The organism is Streptomyces odontotermitis (assembly GCF_050510915.1).
GTDB lineage: Bacteria > Actinomycetota > Actinomycetes > Streptomycetales > Streptomycetaceae > Streptomyces.
Genome location: NZ_JBNJLS010000017.1, coordinates 93,778 through 112,540, shown reverse-complemented (window position 1 = coordinate 112,540; position 18,763 = coordinate 93,778). Strand labels below are relative to the sequence as shown.

Here is an 18,763-nt window from a genome sequence, read left to right as displayed (position 1 = left end):
CCTCGTCCTCAAACGCCGGACGGGCTGGAAGGATCCCCCGGCCATCATCCGTCGCTCTCCCTTGCCGCCCCTGCCTCCGCCTTCACCTTCCAGCCCGCGTCGAACCCCGGGAAGAACAAGGGGACCTTCGCCTCCACGCGCGCCTTGACCACCGAGCCCTCCTCCGTGCAGGAGACCGCCGCGCTCTTCCACGCGCCGGGGAGGTGCTTGTGGGCGGCCGCCGCGCAGGAGTTGCCCACCGTGGCCGCGCGCGCCGCCTCGTCGGCCGCGTTGCCCGCGAGGGAGTACGTGTAGCCGTACAGGGCGCACTGCCAGAGGATCGTGATCAGGACCAGCAGGATCGGGAACATGCCCGCGAATTCCAGGGTGACCGCGCCACGGTCGCCGCCGAGGCCCCGCTCCAGAGCCGCGGGGCGGCGGCGGAGGGCCAGGGCACCGCGCTTGGCGCCCTCACCCTCTCCGGCGGGCCTGCCCTCGGGGCCGAGGCCCAGCTCCCCCGCCAGGGCCCACAGCGCCTGCTTCACGCTCGACTTGCCGTCGAGGTCCTGCATCCGGCCCGCGTCCACGACGGCCTGAAGCTCCTTGAAGGCGGCCGGGACCGTGGACTTGGCGACCCGCGTGCCGGTGACCCGCTGCACCAAGGATGGCTGGATCTCGACGGTGCGGGCGTGGCGGTTGACGACCGTGATCGTCTCCTCGGCCTTGCGGATCTGGAGCCGGTCCCACATCCGCACCATGCGCTTGGCGGCGCGCACCGCGACCACGTCCGGGGTGAGCAGCAGCAGCGCCTGGTCGGCGGTCTCGATGGCGGCGGCGGTCGCGGACGTCACGTACGTACCGCAGTCGACGATCACCACCTCGTAGCGGCCGCGCAGGGCGGTGAGGGTCTGACGGGCGACCCGGTCGGTGACCTCCTCGCCGCGTTCACCGTCGGCCGGGGCCAGCAGCAGGCCGATGCCGGACTCATGCGTAAAGACGGCGTCCTGAAGGACGCGCGGCGTGATGTCGCGGATGGTCGCGAGGTCGGCGACGGAGCGGCGGAACTGGACGTCCAGGTACGAGGCGACGTCGCCGGACTGCAGGTCGAGGTCGAAGAGCGCGACGGAGTGGCCGGACGCGTGGGCGGCGAGGGCGAGTTGGACGGCGGTGAGGGTGGTGCCGACGCCGCCCTTCGCGCCGGTCACGGCGATGACGCGGCCTCCGACGCCGTGCCCGCCGGGGACGAGGTCGGTGCTCGCGCTGCCCAGGTGCCGCCGCATCCCGGCGGACCAGGCCGCGGCGGCCTGGACGCGCTCGGCGAGGGCGTCGTACGCGAGCGGGAACCCGACGATGCCGCGGGCGCCGGAGTCCATGGCGGCCGTGAGCAGGGCGGGGCTGGTGTCGGCGGTGATGAGGACGACGCCGACGGCCGGGAAGCGGAGCACCAGGTCCCGGATGAGGTCGAGGGCGGGGACCGGCCCGATGCGCTCATGCACGAGCACGACCTCGGGCAGCTCCTCGACGGACTCGGCGGCGAGGCGGGCGAGGGTGTCGATGAGGGTGGTGGAGTCGGCGACGGGCAGGGCGGGTTCGGCGTCGGGGAGCTGCCCGATGAGGCTGGAGAGGGCGCGGCCGGCGTCGACGTCGGCGATGGCGGGGAGGATGCGGGTGCTCATGAGCGGCCCGCCTCTGCGATGGTGGCCATGCCGCTTGCTGCGGTGGGCATGCCGCGCCTCCTACTTGTCCTCGTCGAGGGTGTACGTCCGGTCGCCGGGCGGCACGTTCGTCGACCCGCCCCCGCCGACGAGGGCGAGCCGCACGTGCGTGGCGAACGACTCCGCGTACGCGACGCGCTGCGCGTCGGCGGTGTCCAGCGCGAAGGTGATCGGCACCCCGTCGGTCTGCTTGCGGCGGGTGCGGTCGTCCTGCTCCGGGTCGAACGGGGTCAGCTTGCCCACGTCGATGACCTTGGCATTCGCCACGATGACCTTGGACTGGTCCTTGCTCTTGTCGTTCTCGGCCTTGAAGGTGGCGTAGATGTTGACCTTCGAGCCCGGGGTGACCTTGCCCGCGACACCGGTGGACGCGTCGATCATGATCGCGATCTCCTGCTGCCCGGCGGCGAGTTCGGGCCGCTTGACGATCATGTCGGTCTGGAGAAGCGAACCCTTGCGGAGCTGGGTGACGGCGATCTTGCCCCGGATCTGCCGCAGATCGGTCACGGCGGTGTCCGACCGCCACCGCTCCGGCATCTCCGTCTTCTCGAACTGATCGGCCGTAAGCGCCTTGTAGGGCGCGACGTCCTCCTTGAGCCGGTACGCCGCGACTTCCGGCCCCACCTTCGAGTTCACGTCACGGATGACCGACAGCACGCCCGCGAACGCGCCGAACGCGGTCAGGACCGAAAGGACCAGCAGGATGACGCCGCGGCGCTGGCGTGAGTTCATGGGCCGTACTACCTCGATCGGGGACGTGTGCTGGGGACGTGTGGTGGTGGTTACGGTCGGTGAGGGGGGTGGGGCGTACTTCGGGCTCGCGTATGCGAGGAGTGAGGGCTGTTACGTCACGCCGCGGGGCAGGGCGTCCCGAGAGGCGGGCAGGACGGAGGCAGGGGCGGAGGCGGTGACGGGAGAAGCGGTGGGGCGCTCGTCCGGCGGGGGCAGCGGCGCGGCGCAGAACGCGCAGCGGTCACCGATGAGTTCGAGGCCGCACCAGTGGCACTCCTCTCTCCGAACCGACGACACCAGCTGATAGAGCACGGAAATATCCGGAATGGCGGCGGCAAACTCAACGAGCTTGCCGGTGGCCCACCACCGCGACGACTCTGCGGGCAACCGGACATCACTGACACCCTGGACGTTCCACTGCGAGGCGAGGGTCACGGCGACCCAGTCCGGGGCGAGCTGCCCCTGCGCGTACAGCAGCCGGGTGGCGAACCCGGGCCCGGCGGGGCAGGCATCCCCGCCCCCCTTCCCGTTCACCCTCACCAACTCGGGCCGGGGCGTGGCCAGCACGGCGAACTGGGCACCGGGCACCCACGACTTGGCGTGCGACTGCAGGCTTACGGGCACCCGGTCGAGCTTGGCGACGGAGCCGAGCAGGGCGCCCGCGTAGATGTAGTGGGAGAGCAGCCGCCCGGCACAGGCGAGGACGCCGGGGCTGAAGTCGCAGATGGACAACTGCCTTAGCTGCAGCGCGAGTACGGCAAGCCCGAGCGGCGGCAGTTCGGGCCGGAGCAAGGCGATCCGGTCGCTCTCCAGCACGGACCGGACGGCGTGCAGGCGCTGCACGACGGGCGCGGGCGCGGAGGCCGGGCAGAGCACGATCACGTAGCCGTGGTGCTCGATGAGCGTGTGCATCTCGGTGATCGCCCGGTCCAGCGAGTAGTCCTGGGCGGCTCCCCGCGGATCGCGCGCGGCGGCGACGGCGGACTGCAGTACGGCCGCGGAGGGGGTGTGCCGGTCGGGCGACGGCAGCACGAGGTCGGGGCCGGTGACGGCTATCGCGGTCGGCATGCGGACACCCCCGGTCGACGTGCACTGATACTCACCCTGCCGCTTCCCCCTGCTACTTCCCCTTCTGCTTCAGCACCATATCCAGGCAGGGGCCACGCCAACACCCAACTTCGCAGTGTTCACTTGTGAGGTGAGGGGGCCGCTGTCCGGATCGTTGCGTATGCGGGTGTCCGGTCCGCGTGCGACGATCACTCTGTGGAATGCCCGGGTAGCCGACGATCTTCTCGGGGGTGGGCCAGGTGAAAATCGATGAGATACGCGCGAGATTCGACGGCCGTGGACGCGTCGAACTGAGACTCCGGCATCTCAACGTCGGCCGACGAAACGACATCGACTGGATCGCCTTTGCGCTCGGCTACCGCCTGCTTGGCGTCCACAACCTCGGCAAAGCCGGGTTCCGACTCGACTTCGAACGCGACGACGGTCCACTGGCACGCCGCCGTGCCGAGTTGACCCGCGCACGGCTGCTCGCGGGCGGGCCGCTGCTGCCGGTGGTGGAACTGCCTCCGCCCCCGCCACCGGGGCCTCCCCCGTCGGCTCCCCCACCGGATGACTCTCGGCAGCGCCGGCCCCGCAGGTCCCTGTCCGAGCCGCCACCGCCGCCTGGGCCTCCGCCATCCAGAGGGCCAGAGTGAGGGAAGCAGTACGTCCCGTAGGAGAGTTGAGGAACCGTCTGCCCTCACGACAGATCACTGCGCCCCCACCAAGAGGGCCGCACCGGCACACCGTCGTCGTACCGTGCCTGCGCATCCAGGTCCGGGGCCTGCGGGTCCGTGGCCTGCGGTACAGCATCCTCGGGCCCAGGATCCGCCAGCGGTGCGGCGATTCGGGGATCCGCCGAGTCCTGGATCAGTTCCGCCACAGTGAGCCGGGTGCTGAAGTCCTGCAGGACACCGTCGATCAAGAGCAGGAACCCGTCACCGTGCCGGTACAGGCGGCGCCGCTTCGGGCTGCGCGGATGCTCGGGCTGATAGACGAGCGCGTGCCGCTCCAACTCCGCAAGCGCGTCCTCCCGGGTTCCTTCCACGTGACCGATCACGAATCCGGTGGGGTACTTGCGCTCCCCCGACCCCGTGGTCGTCTCGACCACCAAACCCCATTTCGCCATACGCGACCCCTTTCACTTCACGTCTCACTTCACGTCCGCCGACCAGGTCGACGCACCAACCCATACGCCGCCCCACCCTCACACGGCACCGTCCCCCACATCCGCGTCCCCCCACCCGGCTCCCGCGCCTCCCCGAACCCCCACTCCCCCTCACACGCACGCGCCACACAAGCCAGCAGGCGCAGGGCGGCACGGCGCCGAGCGTCGCAGGCGGCGGCGAGGCGCGGGTGGGTGTGCCGGGGGTGTGCGTCGTAGACGATGACGCGGAGGGCGCCGTCGCGGAAGCGGAGCGAGAGGTAAACCTCGGCGCTGGCCGCACCGAACTGACAGCCGGCCGAGATCAGTTCCGACACCATCTGCGTCGCCGGGTCGAGGAGGGCGGTGAGCCCGTGCGCGGCGAGAACGGTTCGGGTGGCCGCGCGGGCGATGGCAGGCGAGCTGAGGGCGGCGGGAAGGGTGAGGCTGTAGGCGAGGTCTTCGGGGGTGGGGGTGCGGTGGTCGCCGTTGGCGGGGCAGGGGGTGACGGCAGGCATGGAGGCTCCCTGAGTGACTGGGTCACGGGTGTGTGGTCGGGCAGCGGTGGCTCGTCTCCCTGGCGCGGACCCGCCCCTCCCAGGGGAGGAGAGTGCGGGCAGGCTCGCGCGATGCACTGCCAACTGCCGTGTGTAGCTTGTGCGTTACTTAACGTAGGGCAGTTGGGGGCTAATTTGGCCCTCGTCGGTGAAAGTTGCACCCGATCGTGGCTCGCTCACACGTGCAAGCGGCAGACTGCTCACGTCAGCACTTGGAGGAAGTGGCATGGCAGCGAGGACATCGCCCACGGAACGTCAGAAGCGCCTCGGGGCCGAAGTACGCAGGATGCGTACGGCAGCAGGCATGTCCGCCGAGTACGCCGCCGGACTGCTGGGAGTCGACCGCGGGAAGATTTCCCACATCGAGTCCGGTGTGCGCGCGATCAGTCCGGAGCGCGTGCGCACGCTTGCCTGCAACTGCGGCTGCGAAGACGCTGATTACGTGGATGCCCTGGCAGACATGGCCCGCCCCGGCCGACGCGGCTGGTGGGACCGCTACAGGGGTTCTCTACCTCAAGGCTTGCTGGACATCGCAGAATTGGAACAGCACTCCGTACGCATGCGGGCGGCGTACTCCATGCACATCCCCGGCCTGCTCCAGACCTCGGACCACGCCCTCGCCGTCTTCCGCGTCGTCATCCCACAGCTCCCACAGCACGAGATCGCCCTGCGCCTGGCCCATCGGGTGGAACGCCAGCAAGTCCTGGATGACGAAGACCCGACACCATTCGTCGCGATCGTGCACGAGGCGGCCCTACGTATGCGATTCGGCGGGCCCGACGTCGCCCGGGAACAACTCGACCACCTGGTCAAGCGATCCGAGGAACCCAACATCGAGATCAGAGTCATCCCATTCGAGGCCGGAGCATTCCCCGGGGCGGGTCAGACAGTCCTCTACGCGGAAGGGCCAGTGTCACAGCTGGACACCGTACAAGTCGACAACTCTCACGGACCAGACTTTCTGCATGCCGAGGGGCAGTTGGCGAAATACCGGGCTCATCTGGACTGGATGGAGAACATCGCTCTAGCCCCCGAAGCGTCCCGCGACTTCATCGCCCAAATCGCCACCACCTTCTGACTCTTGAGGAGAAGTAATCGTGTCCGAGATCAACTGGGACGACCCGTTCTGCGGCGAGGGAAACTCCTGCTTCCGCCTCGGCACCGACGAACTCGGCAACGCCTACATCGCCATAGCCGGCGAGGAGGACCACTACCTCACCGACTCCCACGAGGCACTCCGCACCATGATCCGCGACATCAAGGCAGGCAAAGCGGACCACTTGCTCTGACGCACGTTGCGATCCAGCCACTCCGCAATTACCCGACTGCAAACTGTCACACCTGACGACTAGAGTTTCCCGTGAGGCTTTGGCCATACGGGGAGGCATGGTGCAGTCAAGTCAAGGCGGGGGAAGCGGGGGCGGCACGAGCGGGCAGTCGTGGACAACGAGCCTGTTCGACGGAGCGAGGAACGCGACCGCCGACCTCTACACCGAGCTGTCGTCCTTCGCAAAGTTCCAGCGCCGCGTGGACGACCTGATTCGCGACCTCAAGGGGTCGGAAGCCGGACCGGGAAAGGTCGGTCAAGAGCGCCTGGCACGCCACCAGTTGGGTGGTGGAGAGGGCGGCTGGGCCGAGGCGGCGGGTCTGTTCGGCGCGTACGAAACGGTGATCACGGAGCTGGAGAGCCTGTCGAAGGTCCTCTCCGACTCCATCGAGGGCATGGGCATCGCGGTGATGGCCGCGCACAAGGGTTACGAGAACATCGACGTGGACATCCTCGACCGGATGAGGGCAATCACGGTGGGGATCGACAAGCACGGTGGCGGGACGAGCGGCGCCGAAGGCACTGGCGCGGGCCAGGAACAGCCCTCGGCCAACGACGCTGGAGGGTCGATCTGATGGCCACATCCTTCGAGGGCATGAGCCACGAGGAAATGCTCAAGTGGCTGGATCAGGCCAACAGCGGCCATGTGCAGGCCGCAGCGGACCGGCTGGTCGCGGCGGCCAAGGAGATCCGCAAGATCGGCGAAGAGCTCAAGGTCCGCCCGCAGTACGTGGAGTGGAAGGGCGAGGGCGCGGACGCGTTCCGTACGTGGAGCGCGGACCTGGCCAACTCGACGCTGCGCCTCGGCGACTTCAGCGAGGACTCCGGTACGTGGCTGTCCCGATCAGCGACGGCAATCGCCACGGCACAGGCCGCGATCCCTCGCGACAAGGGCAGCGCCGAGGGCAACTTGGCTGCGGCACAGGCCAACTCCAACGACCCGGACGCGCGGAAGGTGGGCACCAAGTCGGCGGACGAGCTGTCCGCGATTGCGGCGGGCAAGGAGAAGGTGCGGCAGGAAGCGGCTGCCGAGATGCGGAAGTTGGGGCAGTCTTACCAGCATTCGACTTCGCAGTTGGAGGGGTTGGAGCGGCCGAAATTCAGGAAGGTGCCCGAACAACTGGTGCCTGACCCGCGCATGATCAGCTCTAAGGAGTCATCGCCTGGCACCCATAGCCCTGGTACTGGGTCGGCCACACCCTCCAGCGGAGATTCCCCCTCCGGGGCAGGTGCAGAACACCGGAATCCCGGCCATGGCGTTGGGGGTGGCGGGGTGGGCACCGGTTCCGAAGTGCCCGACACAACTCGTCGGCCACTGCCTGAAGCCGTGGACCCCGTAGGTGTGGAGATCGACGGTACGGCGACGCTGCCACCGCAGCCCTCATCGCCTCCGACAAATCCAGTCGGTCCGCCGACCGGAGGTCGGCCTGAGGGGGGTGGTCCACAGCCCCTGAGCCCAATGCCGCCAACGTTCGGTGGCGGTCCGAACCTTTCCCCGCCCCCAGCGGGCCCAGGGCGCGGCACGGGCAGCGGTCGACTCCCGACCCCTTCTAGTGGCCGCACAGCACCGCCACCAGGTGGCCGCACGGCGACACCGCCCCCAGGACGTGCGGCCGGCAGGGGTACGCCAACGCCCGGCACGACCGGACCGGTACGCCCAGTGACCGGCGGGAGGCCATCGCCTCTGCCCGGAAGGGCGGGTGGCCCGACTCCCGGGCGAGTGCCGAACAACAACGGCATCGTCGGCGGGCGACCTACTCCCCCGGCCACAGGCAGGCCGTCAGCCGGAATACCTCGAGGCACAGTCATCGGTGGCGAGCGACAGAGCCCCGTCGGCCGTGGACCGAACGGACAAGGGGTCGGCACCCCACGACCCGGCCCCGGGCAGCGCGGGACGACTCCCCGGCAGCGGCCTACTGGAGCTGACAACGGCATCGTCGGCGGGCAGCCAAGACAACAAGGACGCCCTGGCGCCCGCCCGTCCGCCCCCGGTGGCGCAGGCATGGCAGGGGGCCAGGGTTCCCAACCGCCGACCACGCGCCGTGACCGCGATCGTGACCGAGACGAGAAGCGGAGCGACAGGCCCGACTACCTCACCGAAGACCAGGAGACCTGGCAGCAGGGCGGCCCTAGGGTCGTACCTCCGGTGATCGACTGACCGTGCCCAAAGAGACCAAGAGGACGTACATGTCTGCCAGCACGATGCTCCGCGGCCACATCGGCAGTAGGGGCGCCGCTGCTGTGGCCCTGCTGTTGATCGGCGTGGTGGCTACTCCCGCACAAGCGGATTCTTTTAGCGACAAGCAGTGGCACCTGAGCGCCATGAAGGCTGATCAGATGTGGCAGACGAGCACGGGTAAGGGTGTCACTGTCGCCGTCATCGATACGGGCGTTGATGACAAACAGCAGGATTTGCGAGGACGTGTGCTCCCTGGATTGGACGAGGCTCCGAAGTCAGCAGGAGATGAGCACACAGACTACGACGGCCACGGAACCGGTATGGCCATCCTCATCGCAGGCGCCAAGGGAAGCGGCGGGCTCGCCCCCGCAGCCAAGATCCTGCCGATTCGGCTGGCCGACCGTGGACTGGATTCTGGCCGGTACACCAAGGAGTTCAACGAAACAGTCAGTGCTGGAATCCGTCATGCAGTTGACTCCGGCGCGCGCGTCATCAATATCTCCATGCGTGCGTTCGAAGGGTCGAAGCAACTCACCTCTGCCGTGAAGTACGCCTTGGATAAGGGGGCATTGGTCTTTGCAGGAGTTGGGAACAACGGCGATTCTGACCTCGAGTACCCGGCGGCAACCCCTGGAGTAGTGGCGGTCGGGGCAATCGGGAAGAACCTCCGCAAGACGAAGGAGTCCCAGTACGGTCCACAGGTGGATGTCGCCGCCCCTGGCGAGGAGATCTACTCCACCTGCAACACCGGTGCCGGCTTGTGCAAGTCCCACGGCACCAGCGACGCCACAGCCTTGGCCTCCGCCAGCGCCGCCCTCATCTGGTCCAAACACCCCAACTGGACCAACAATCAGGTTCTCCGAGTCATGCTCAACACCATCGGCGCCCCCACGGACGGCTCCAAGCGCAACGACTCAATCGGCTACGGAGTCGTGCGCCCCCGGGTCGCCCTGGAGAACCCGGGCGACCCAGGTCCAGCCGACGAGTACCCGTTGCCCGACCTCAAGCAGGCATCAACCGCATCCCCCACCCCCTCAACCCCCAAGCCCGGCTCCGGCTCTGGGACTGGCGAAGAGAACCAGCCCAAGAACCGGCCGGCAGCATCAGCCTCTTCCAGCTCGGACGACTCCAGCAACACAACGCTCATGGTTTCCCTGGGCGTTGGAGCAGTAGCGGTGATCGGCGGGGCACTCATCGCCATGGCACTCCGCAAGCGACGCCATACCGCCTCGAGCTGACCGCGCAGCGGTGGCAACTCCGGGGAAGGGCCCGGCTGATGGCTTGGGACAAGCGGGGGAGCATCAAAGCCGAGACGACTGACTGACACTCGGCGAAGATGCAGCCCACCAAGCCGTGACACCAAGCGGCCCCGGAGGCCCCCAGCTCCGGCACAGGGCATGCCGCCATGCCACCGAAGAGGCGCACGGACCAGGACGATTGGCTTCGTCCAAAAGAACCTTGAGGTGACGTCGCCCTTCAGGTAATCCCGAACTACCCACGGAGCAGCACGGCTGAAGTCGCCTCAATGCTCTTTCGCATACGTCACAACCCACGCGATCGAGAGTGCCACGCCAGCCCCCCCTGCCGCGAGGAAGCCGAGGACTTGCAGGATTCCGGATCCCTCCATCATTCCTCTGACGGCACCCGCGAGGCCAACCACAGCGGCACCTATTCCGAGGATAAATGTGCGGTGGCCCCTCGGCTTCAGCCAGTTCAAGGAGAAGGGAGCCCGATACGAGGTGGGGGTGTTGCTTGCATGCCTCACTTGTATTTCACCTTTGATGGTACGTCGGGGGCGACTACCTTGTCTTCACCCGGCTCTCTGCTTGACCCTGGCGGGGTGTAATAGAAATCAATCATGGTGGCCGCGACGCCAAGCGGCGCCCCGAATACCTTGCCACCGAACTTTCCCAGAACATTTACCGCGGACGGTTTGCGGTGAAGTCCACCGCCCCCAATGTTCTTCTCAAGACCACCACTCACCAGGCCCCCAGCTGCCGACGGAAGTCCGCCCTTGAAGTACTCGACTCCCTTGTCAACATCGCCGTGAAGGAAGTACTGGCCACTATTCATCCACGAGCGGAAGCTGAGGAATTCAGCCACCGGTTTGATCGTGCCACTGCCCCACCTATTTCCGGGTTCGTATTCCGTCGTGTCCAGCTTTGTCCGCTCGTATTCGGCTGAGGCTGCCTTTGCTTCCTTGAGTGACCCGTAGTACTGGCTGTTGAACTCGTGCGGGTCCTTGGTGAGGCTGGCCAGGCCCCAGGCGCAAGCTGCGTCTGCGTCGGCCGCGCGCTGGAGTATGGCCTCCATCTGCTTGAGGAGCGTCTCCACCTCGCCATCGGGGACGTCGGAGTCCTGCTGGTGGCTGACGACGCCGTCCGGGGCGATGGTAAGGCCCCTGGGCGGGTTCTCGTAGATCGCCTGGAGGTCGGACTTGGCCTTACTGAACTCGCTGTACGCGTCCTTCAGGAGGTTGGTGATGCTCTCCGCCTGCGTCACCGCATCCTGGAACTCGTATGCCGTCTTGGTGACGAACGGCTTGGTGACGGAGGCGTTTTCGCCCCTCCAGGCCGTCCCTTTCGCGTAGCTGCCCATGTGTCCGGCATCCTTCGCGAGTTCCTTGAGCTTCTTGGTCATGACGACCCAGTCGTCGATCGCCGAGTCGAGCGGTTTCGTCTTCAGATTGAGAAGCTGCTGGAACAGCACCTGTGCCTCACCTGGAACCTGTCAATGGGGTGGGAATAGAGGAGGTGGAGCGGAAGACGCGTGTGGGCACCGCTCAGATGATGGGCCCTTCTGGCTTCGGTACCGAAGGCGCACCGGAAGAGCCCTGAGGTTCCCCCTCGGGCACATCGTAGTAATCAGATATCTTGGACGCACTGATCGTGGCGGCGACGAACTCATCGTCCTTCTTCTTCAACTTTTTAGAGAAGTCGAGATGATTAGAAATGTGAGCGCAGGCATCGAGCAGCGTCCCGATCTGCTTCTCCCATACCTTGGAGACCTCGATCAGCGCGGCACCGGTGGCGAACCCGTCGTCCTTCAGGCTGGCGCCGGCGGCCCTGGTCTGGGTCTGAGCGTGCTTGCCGTCGGACTTGAGATGGTTGTGCAGCAGATAGGCGGAATGGCCAATCTTGCCCAGCTCGTCGTCAAAGACGACGAGGTCAGCGTCGGACGGAGAAGGGTGCGGATCCATCTCGGGGGTACTGTTCAGCTCCATACGAGCAGCGGCCGCCGCCTTGAGACCAGCCCACTCCTCTTCGAAAGACATGGCCCTCCTCGCGTCGAGACGTATACGTGCAGGACCCAATTATGAACTGATCGCGTCGCGCACCGCATCCACCAACCAAAGTCATGACGTCGGAAGTTGGCCATATCCAACTGCTGCCAGTCAGTACCAGTGGCCGTTGACCACGACTGACACGATCAGTTGTTCCAGTGCTCGGTGCCCCGGCCCCCGGCGCTTACATGGCCCCCTGGACCGCAATACGAGATCACGGCTGACGGCAGCAATGCTCGCGACAGAAGGTTCGTGCGAGCCACGAGAGTCGCTACCGCGGCTTCACGGCATGCGCGGTCGGCCATGTGATCAGCCGAACCGGCCGAAGACCGCGGTCTTTCCGCTTACCTCCCACTGCCGATGGCTTGATCCCGCCTATTTCCGCAGTGATCCGACTGCGAACTGTGATTCCCGGGAGCTACAGTCACGCGGGAGTCTTTTGTCCATGCGGGGGCATGGTGCAGGCACGTCAAGTGAGGGAAGCGGGGGCGGCACGAGCGGGTGCCCGCTGCGGCCAGTGGTCGGAGGCAAGCCAGCACCTCTCTTCGGGCGAGCCGGTGGCCTTGCTCCACGGCGGGTGCCGGGCAGCACGTGTTTGCACTCAACTACCTCCACGACAGACACGCGGACACCTACCCCCTCCGCCGCTGCCCTGTCCCATTCACCACTCCCGCCTTGAAAGCGTTCGCCGACAGCGAAGTGCAGCAGCGTGACTGTTGCGACGTCCAGCTGACGCAGCACAATGAGCGCTTCCCCAATTCTGCTTCGACCGCGTGCGCACTACACAGGTGACGACTGGAACGCCTTCCGCACAGCAGGCCGAGCATGACAGTGCACTGAGAGATGTTCAGGAATCCGATCGCACAGTTCAGATAGAGAGTATCTGATGGGCCTTCGAGGCATGTTCAGCCGTACCCAAGACCGGCTGAACAGGTACCAAGTATCCCGACAGTGCAGCAACAGCACAGTCGACAGCGGCAGTTCGGGCCGCATTGCTCGCATTCAACAGCTCAGGGGCGCTCTTCCAAGTGCGTCAGGCTACCTCCGGCGAGAAGGCCGACCTCGTAGCGAACTGTCAGGTCCGGCAGGTGGGTCTGACCCTCAAGATCCGGATGCGCTTGGTTCCGGACAAGTGTGAGGTGCGGGCCCTGGAAGAACGATGGGAAAGCAGTTCGGGGATCAACGCCAGTCGCCAATACGGGCGCGGGCACGCGCCTGCGGTGTTTCGGTGGCGCGAGACTCGACAAGGGCCCGATGGCAGCAGCCAGAAGGTGACGCTCACATTCGACACACGAGTAGATATGACAGATCCTCTACGGAATGCAGTCCTTGACGCGGGGTGGACCTGGCGGGGAGCGCTCAAGCTCTGACGGTAGGGCCGATACAGGAACCGCCAGCGAAGACAAATAGGGTGCGACCAGTTCGCCTCCAGGTTTGTGCCGACGATTGGAACATCTGTCACCCTGCGCGCCATGGGATGGATCTAGACCTTCGCGGGCGCGTCGTTCGTCACCTTGGACCTCATCGACTGAGCTGACCCTCGCGGACCGGGGTGTGCTGGATTCCTTACACAAGAATCCCAATCTCCCAGTCAGATTTCGCTTTGAATGTGGACGAACACCTCAACACCGTGGCTCATCAGGGGACTTGGTGTAGCGTGCTGGCCCGTGCGAGGTTCCGGCACTGAGCCGCGCCTTTGGGGATATCGAGGCAACGACCACACGGGGGAGGCACTGAACCAATGGCCTGGGATGAATGGGAGAAGCTGAAAGCGGACGCTGCTGGGCGGCAGGCCGAGCGGATGCAACTGAACCAGTTGCCTGCCGAGCGCGGGGACGGGAGCGGGGGCGACAAGGACCTCGTCGTCCACGACAACGAGCTCGGGCGACTCGGCAATATGGCGTACGACCTGCGGGAGCGATTCCGCGGGGACAGCGACTTTGCTCGGCAGGCCACGTTCGATGCCTCCATCGAGCTGTTCAACGACGGCCTGGACACCGGCTCCGCGCTCACCGAGCTGCATGACGCGTGGAACAGCAAGACCGGGGTCCTCAAGGATGCCTGCGCCCACATCTCGAACGGACTGGACTTCGCCCGCTCTCAGCACGCCAAGGATGAGGACGAGGTCGCGGCAGCCATCAAAGCCTCGACCATCTCGCGGTACTTGACGTAGGGGGAACTGGTGTTGACCGTCTCGGAGCTGCTCGAGCTCCGCCTGGGGAAGCTACAGGAAGCCGTCAACGACTGGCAGACCGTGGCAACGCGCCTTCAGCGGCTGGCCGATGGCAAGGAAGGGATCTCCGCTGCCGACCTGGCCCAGCAGGCCGACGGGGCCGACTGGCGCGGCGTGAACGCCACCGTGACGCGGGAGTTCATCACCAAGACCAGCCGCGAGTTCGGCCATGCCGCCGCCGAGGCGAAAACAATTCTCGGCCTGCTGCGCGACGCGCACGGTGACTTTACCAAGTACAAGAGTGACCTCAAGGCGGCCGTCGACAACGGGATCGCGCGGCGGATCCGCTACGGGGAGGACGGCTCAGCGCACCATGCCTATCCGCAGGCGATCCGTGACGGCGAAATCAAGGATGCGCCCACCCAGGCGGAACTGGACGCCGCGGCCGAGCGGGTGACCCGGATCCTGTGGGAAGCCACAGAGACGGACAGGATCGCGGCCCGGGCCCTGCGTGACATCGCGAAGAACAAGCACGACTTCCGTACCGGCGGCCCCAAGGGCCTCGATGAGGCAGATGCCAGGCAGGGCAAGAAGGAAGCCGAGTACTGGGCGAAGAAGATCAAGGAGGGCGATGTCGACGAGTGGAGCGACAAGGACCTTGCCCGCTTCAACGAGGCGCTGAGGAACCAGCGGGACAACAAGGCTTTCACTGCCACGCTCGCCACCCGGCTGGGCGGCGAGGGGACCTTGCAGTTCTGGCGCGACCTCGCCGCCCCGCCCGGTGCCGACATCGAGGGCGACCGGGCGAAGATGCTTGGCCACGTCCAAGACAACCTGAGCATGTCGCTGGCGAACGCGAGCCACGTCGACACCCCGGCCATGGATGAGTGGAAACGCGACGTCATCGCGTCAGGCGACAAGCAGTTCCCGCTCCGCGAGGGCCTCCAAGGGCCTTACGGATTCCAGATCGCCAGCAGCCTCATGAAGAAGGGGAAATTCGAGTCGGGCTTCCTCAACGACTACGGCACGAACCTGATCGAGTTCGAGCGGAAGCAGGTGAAGGACCCCACCCTCGGCGCCCCCGCGACACTCTGGAACTTCGACAGCCAGCTCGACTACCCGCCCTCGAACAAGCCGAACGACCCCATGACCGGCTTCTTGGAGAGCTTGGCCCACAATCCTGATGCTTCAGCCGACTTCTTCAAGGGCTCCACACAGGGCGAGGGCCTCGAGGCGGTCGACAACTTCGACTACCTGGTAGGCGAGAAGGGCGATGAGGACAACGCACCCGACGCGCGCTCCTGGCCGCAGGGCGAGGACGGCAAGCCGGCCGGGTACGCGAGCCTGGGGCATGCGCTGGAGTCGGCGACGCTCGGGTACGCGTATGACGACAAGACACCCGAGATTCCCCCGATAAAGACCGACGCGCAGATCGAAGCACGTGAGGATCGAACTGACCTGATGGCCAAGGTCGTTGATCACTACAAGAGCGCCGACGTGATCGACGGACAGCCCGGGATACGGGACAGTCTGGCTCGCATGGCCGCGGGGCATGTGGACAGCATCACGTACTCCACGGCGGACTTCGGCGGCAGCAACGAGGTGACAAGCGTCAACGAGTTGCTGGACGCCGACAAAAGACACCTGGTCAATTTCGGATCGGGGACCCCGAACTTCCTTCACGCCCTGGCCTCGGACCAGGACTCCTACGCGACGGTGTCCAGTGCCCAACAGGTCTACGGGGCAAGCCTCATGGCGGCCCAGGGCGGCGACCATGACGCAGCCATGGACGCGGCCGGTCACAGCCTCAAGGTGCACGGCGCGCTTGATGAGGCCCGGATGGAGGCCATCGGCAAGGAGTTCGCCGACGAGAAGGAGGCGCGCAACCAGGCGCTGGAAAAGCAGGGGGAGTGGAGGAACTTCGCAGCAAGTGCCGCTATTGGCACGGTCGTTGGCGTGGGTACGGCCACCATTATCCCCGCGGGAGCCGCCGCCGCCATTGCGGTCCCTCTCGCCTTCGAGGCCGGGGGCGGCGCTGCCGAGACGGCGTTCAGCACAAACACCATCGGCTGGCTGAAGGACAACGAGTACGACAATAGTCAGCAGGCCATCGACACCATCGACAAAGCGAAGGCCGCAGGCCAGCATAACGCCATGGCTCCGATCATCAACTACGCACAATCCGAGGGGCTGTCCGGTAAACCGATGGAAAAATTCATGCCAGACCTAGAGGCCAGTTACGTTAATGGTGGCAGAGAGACGGACACTGACAATGCGAGAGGTTACTGATGCGGAACCTCCGCCTCGCCACGCTCACCCTGGCCTGTGCACTCCTCGCCGTGGGAGGCTGCACCAGTGGCGACAAGAAGAAGGACCGCGCCGAAAGCGAGAGCTGGGCATGCGCGAAACTGATGGGGAAAGAAGGAATGGCGTGGCTGAAGAATCCCACGCCGCCATCCGAGCCGGATCCTGACGACCCCGGGACGGTTGCTTATGCGCGCTCGGAATTCCGCAAACAAGTCCCCACTTGGAAACCCAAAGAGTTTGACTTCCCCCACACTGCGCGATCCGAAATGTGTGATATCGGAAACCCGAAGCGCGACCCCGGTGACGATTTTGTGCTGACCTATGGTGCGGCAGCATATCCCTTCGACAAACACCCCGGCCCCAACAGCGAGGAGATCTCGGTCCGCGTCGGGCCAGACGCAAAGCTCGTCTACGGAAAGGACCATCAACGCGACGAGTGGATGTACTACGTCTACGTCAAGTGTGGAGCGCCTGGAGCACCCGCCTCACAGCTGAACGACGTGACACTGGAAGGGTGGATGTCAGACCGCCTCACCGGCGACCCCAGCCACCGCACTCACCTCCGGTACCTCCTCCACTCCGCCAAGGTGATGGCCGACGCCTTCGACTGCACCAACAACCCTCAGATCCCCACCACCGTCCCTTCCTCCGTCAAGGACTGACCTCCACGCACAGAGATCACATGAATGTCCGGTTACAGGGGGGGGCAGCGATGGGCTTCAAAGCGCAACGTTACGAGGAGGACGCCCGGGTGCCGGTCGGGTAACAGTGTTTCTGAGGACTGCTGTTATCCATTGTCGCGGCCGTCATCCTCATTCGATTCGGGTTCGCGCTGATCGAGCCGTTCGATGGCTGCGGCTCGCTTGTCTTCACGACAACGATCGCGGCGGTTCGTACGGGGGTACGCGGGCGCACCGTGCACGGAGGGGATAGATCGGCTGCGGGAAGCCGAGAAGCGCTGAGCGCAGCCGCCGAGCGCCATCCCCAAGCCTGCCCGGCACCCCACCCTGCGACGAGCTCCGCGCAAAGGGTTGACATTGCTATTGGTCTGGACCAGATTGCTCGACCAAGCAAGCCCCTTGCCCACAGCAGTGGCCACCGTGACGCAAGTGCGCGTACCTGCACGCCCGTTGACGTGCGTACGCCCACGCACACCCGTGTACACGCACGACACGCAACACCTCCTCCCCCCACTCCCCCCACCCCCGGAGGCCCCAGTGCACCGCATACGGAGACGAACAGGCGCAGCCATGGCCGGCGGCCTCACCGCCCTTGCTCTCGCCCTCACCGGGCTCTTCACCACCGGCGCCCCCACCGCCGGCGCCGAGACCCGGGCCGTGCCCCAGCACGCCGTGACCGGGTACTGGCAGAACTTCAACAACGGCGCCACCGTGCAGAAGCTGAGCGACGTCCAGGACGACTACGACATCATCGCTGTCGCCTTCGCCGATGCCACCGCCACACCCGGGCAGCTCGCCTTCAACCTCGACTCGGCCGGGCTCGGCGGCTACACCGTCGAGCAGTTCAAGGCCGACATCAAGGCCAAGCAGGCCGACGGGAAGTCCGTGATCCTCTCCGTCGGTGGCGAGAAGGGGGCCGTCAGTGTCAATGACTCCGCCTCCGCCTCCGCCTTCGCCGACTCCGCGTACAAGCTCATGCAGGAGTACGGGTTCGACGGTGTCGACATCGACCTGGAGAACGGGCTCAACTCCACCTATATGGCGCAGGCGCTCAAGTCCCTTGCGGGTAAAGCTGGTTCTGGGTTCGTGCTGACCATGGCGCCCCAGACCATCGACATGCAGTCCACCTCCGCCGAGTACTTCAAGACCGCGCTCGCCGTGAAGGACATCCTCACCGTCGTCAACATGCAGTACTACAACAGCGGTTCGATGCTGGGCTGCGACGGCAAGGTCTACAGCCAGGGGTCCGTCGACTTTCTCACCGCTCTTGCCTGTATTCAGCTGGAAGGTGGGCTCGATCCGTCGCAAGTAGGGATCGGGACTCCCGCTTCCACCCGCGGTGCCGGATCCGGGTACGTCGAGCCGTCCGTCGTCAACGACGCCCTCGACTGTCTCGCCAAGGGGACCGGGTGCGGCTCCTTCAAGCCCTCCAAGACCTACCCGGGCATCCGCGGCGCCATGACCTGGTCCACCAACTGGGACGCGGCCAACGGCAACGCCTGGTCGAAATCCGTCGGGCCGCACGTTCACGGGCTTCCGTAGTCCCGGGCGGCCCCTCCCCCCACCCACCGAAAGACCGCAGCGCCGCCGCTCCCCCGGCGGCGCTGCCGTGTGTCCGCAGGCCAGACTCGAAGGACCGG

15 protein-coding genes are annotated in these 18,763 nt (G+C 66.1%); 8 read left to right on the top strand and 7 right to left on the bottom strand.

Annotated elements, in window-relative coordinates; genetic code table 11:
- Positions 1 to 44: 44 nt before the first annotated feature.
- From ACQB60_RS33880 to ACQB60_RS33860, 5 genes are all read right to left on the bottom strand, one after another.
- Entirely contained in the window at positions 45 to 1,655 is a 1,611-nt protein-coding gene (locus tag ACQB60_RS33880) for a CpaE/TadZ family protein (RefSeq protein WP_496929940.1), read from the bottom strand.
- Between the two features lie 60 nt (positions 1,656 to 1,715).
- Entirely contained in the window at positions 1,716 to 2,426 is a 711-nt protein-coding gene (gene cpaB, locus ACQB60_RS33875) for a Flp pilus assembly protein CpaB (protein WP_496929939.1), read from the bottom strand.
- Between the two features lie 111 nt (positions 2,427 to 2,537).
- Positions 2,538 to 3,494 carry a hypothetical protein gene (locus ACQB60_RS33870; RefSeq protein ID WP_496929938.1) on the bottom strand — a complete coding sequence of 319 codons (957 nt, stop codon included), beginning with the start codon at positions 3,492 to 3,494 and terminating at the stop codon, positions 2,538 to 2,540.
- A 679-nt stretch (positions 3,495 to 4,173) separates the two neighbouring features.
- The gene (locus tag ACQB60_RS33865) at positions 4,174 to 4,602 is read right to left on the bottom strand and encodes a hypothetical protein (protein ID WP_496929937.1); all 429 of its coding nucleotides are present in this window, start codon (positions 4,600 to 4,602) and stop codon (positions 4,174 to 4,176) included.
- A 29-nt stretch (positions 4,603 to 4,631) separates the two neighbouring features.
- Positions 4,632 to 5,135, bottom strand: a complete 504-nt coding sequence (locus ACQB60_RS33860; protein WP_496929936.1) for an ATP-binding protein — start codon at positions 5,133 to 5,135, stop codon at positions 4,632 to 4,634.
- A 265-nt stretch (positions 5,136 to 5,400) separates the two neighbouring features.
- Between ACQB60_RS33860 and ACQB60_RS33855 the strand changes: the two genes are divergently transcribed.
- The 4 genes from ACQB60_RS33855 to mycP all read left to right on the top strand — a co-directional run bounded on the left by ACQB60_RS33855 (position 5,401) and on the right by mycP (position 9,918).
- Positions 5,401 to 6,252: a helix-turn-helix domain-containing protein gene (locus ACQB60_RS33855; protein WP_496929935.1), complete on the top strand. Its 852-nt coding sequence runs from the start codon at positions 5,401 to 5,403 to the stop codon at positions 6,250 to 6,252.
- A gap of 19 nt (positions 6,253 to 6,271) precedes the next feature.
- Positions 6,272 to 6,463 carry a hypothetical protein gene (locus ACQB60_RS33850; protein WP_496929934.1) on the top strand — a complete coding sequence of 64 codons (192 nt, stop codon included), beginning with the start codon at positions 6,272 to 6,274 and terminating at the stop codon, positions 6,461 to 6,463.
- A 97-nt stretch (positions 6,464 to 6,560) separates the two neighbouring features.
- A complete protein-coding gene (locus ACQB60_RS33845) occupies positions 6,561 to 7,076 on the top strand; it encodes a DUF2563 family protein (RefSeq protein ID WP_496929933.1) in 516 nt (171 codons plus the stop codon).
- Positions 7,077 to 8,688: 1,612 nt separating this feature from the next.
- The gene (gene mycP / locus ACQB60_RS33840) at positions 8,689 to 9,918 is read left to right on the top strand and encodes a type VII secretion-associated serine protease mycosin (RefSeq protein WP_496929932.1); all 1,230 of its coding nucleotides are present in this window, start codon (positions 8,689 to 8,691) and stop codon (positions 9,916 to 9,918) included.
- A gap of 523 nt (positions 9,919 to 10,441) precedes the next feature.
- On the opposite strand, the gene ACQB60_RS33835 is transcribed toward mycP, so the two are convergent.
- Together ACQB60_RS33835 and ACQB60_RS33830 are read right to left on the bottom strand one after the other, a co-directional pair.
- Complete coding sequence (locus ACQB60_RS33835) at positions 10,442 to 11,389, bottom strand: hypothetical protein (protein WP_496929931.1); 948 nt, start codon at positions 11,387 to 11,389, stop codon at positions 10,442 to 10,444.
- Positions 11,390 to 11,462: 73 nt separating this feature from the next.
- Positions 11,463 to 11,954 (bottom strand): hypothetical protein, encoded by a 492-nt coding sequence (locus tag ACQB60_RS33830; protein ID WP_496929930.1) that lies wholly within the window; start codon positions 11,952 to 11,954, stop codon positions 11,463 to 11,465.
- Between the two features lie 1,750 nt (positions 11,955 to 13,704).
- On the opposite strand from ACQB60_RS33830, the gene ACQB60_RS33825 reads away from it, so the two are divergent.
- From ACQB60_RS33825 to ACQB60_RS33810, 4 genes are all read left to right on the top strand, one after another.
- On the top strand, positions 13,705 to 14,136 hold the full coding sequence (locus tag ACQB60_RS33825) for a hypothetical protein (RefSeq protein ID WP_496929929.1): 432 nt from the start codon (positions 13,705 to 13,707) through the stop codon (positions 14,134 to 14,136).
- Positions 14,137 to 14,148: 12 nt separating this feature from the next.
- Entirely contained in the window at positions 14,149 to 16,425 is a 2,277-nt protein-coding gene (locus tag ACQB60_RS33820; protein ID WP_496929928.1) for a hypothetical protein, read from the top strand.
- Positions 16,425 to 17,105: a hypothetical protein gene (locus ACQB60_RS33815; protein ID WP_496929927.1), complete on the top strand. Its 681-nt coding sequence runs from the start codon at positions 16,425 to 16,427 to the stop codon at positions 17,103 to 17,105. Before ACQB60_RS33820 ends, ACQB60_RS33815 begins: the two co-directional genes overlap by 1 nt.
- A gap of 588 nt (positions 17,106 to 17,693) precedes the next feature.
- Positions 17,694 to 18,665 carry a chitinase gene (locus ACQB60_RS33810; RefSeq protein WP_496929926.1) on the top strand — a complete coding sequence of 324 codons (972 nt, stop codon included), beginning with the start codon at positions 17,694 to 17,696 and terminating at the stop codon, positions 18,663 to 18,665.
- The last annotated feature ends 98 nt before the right edge of the window (positions 18,666 to 18,763 follow it).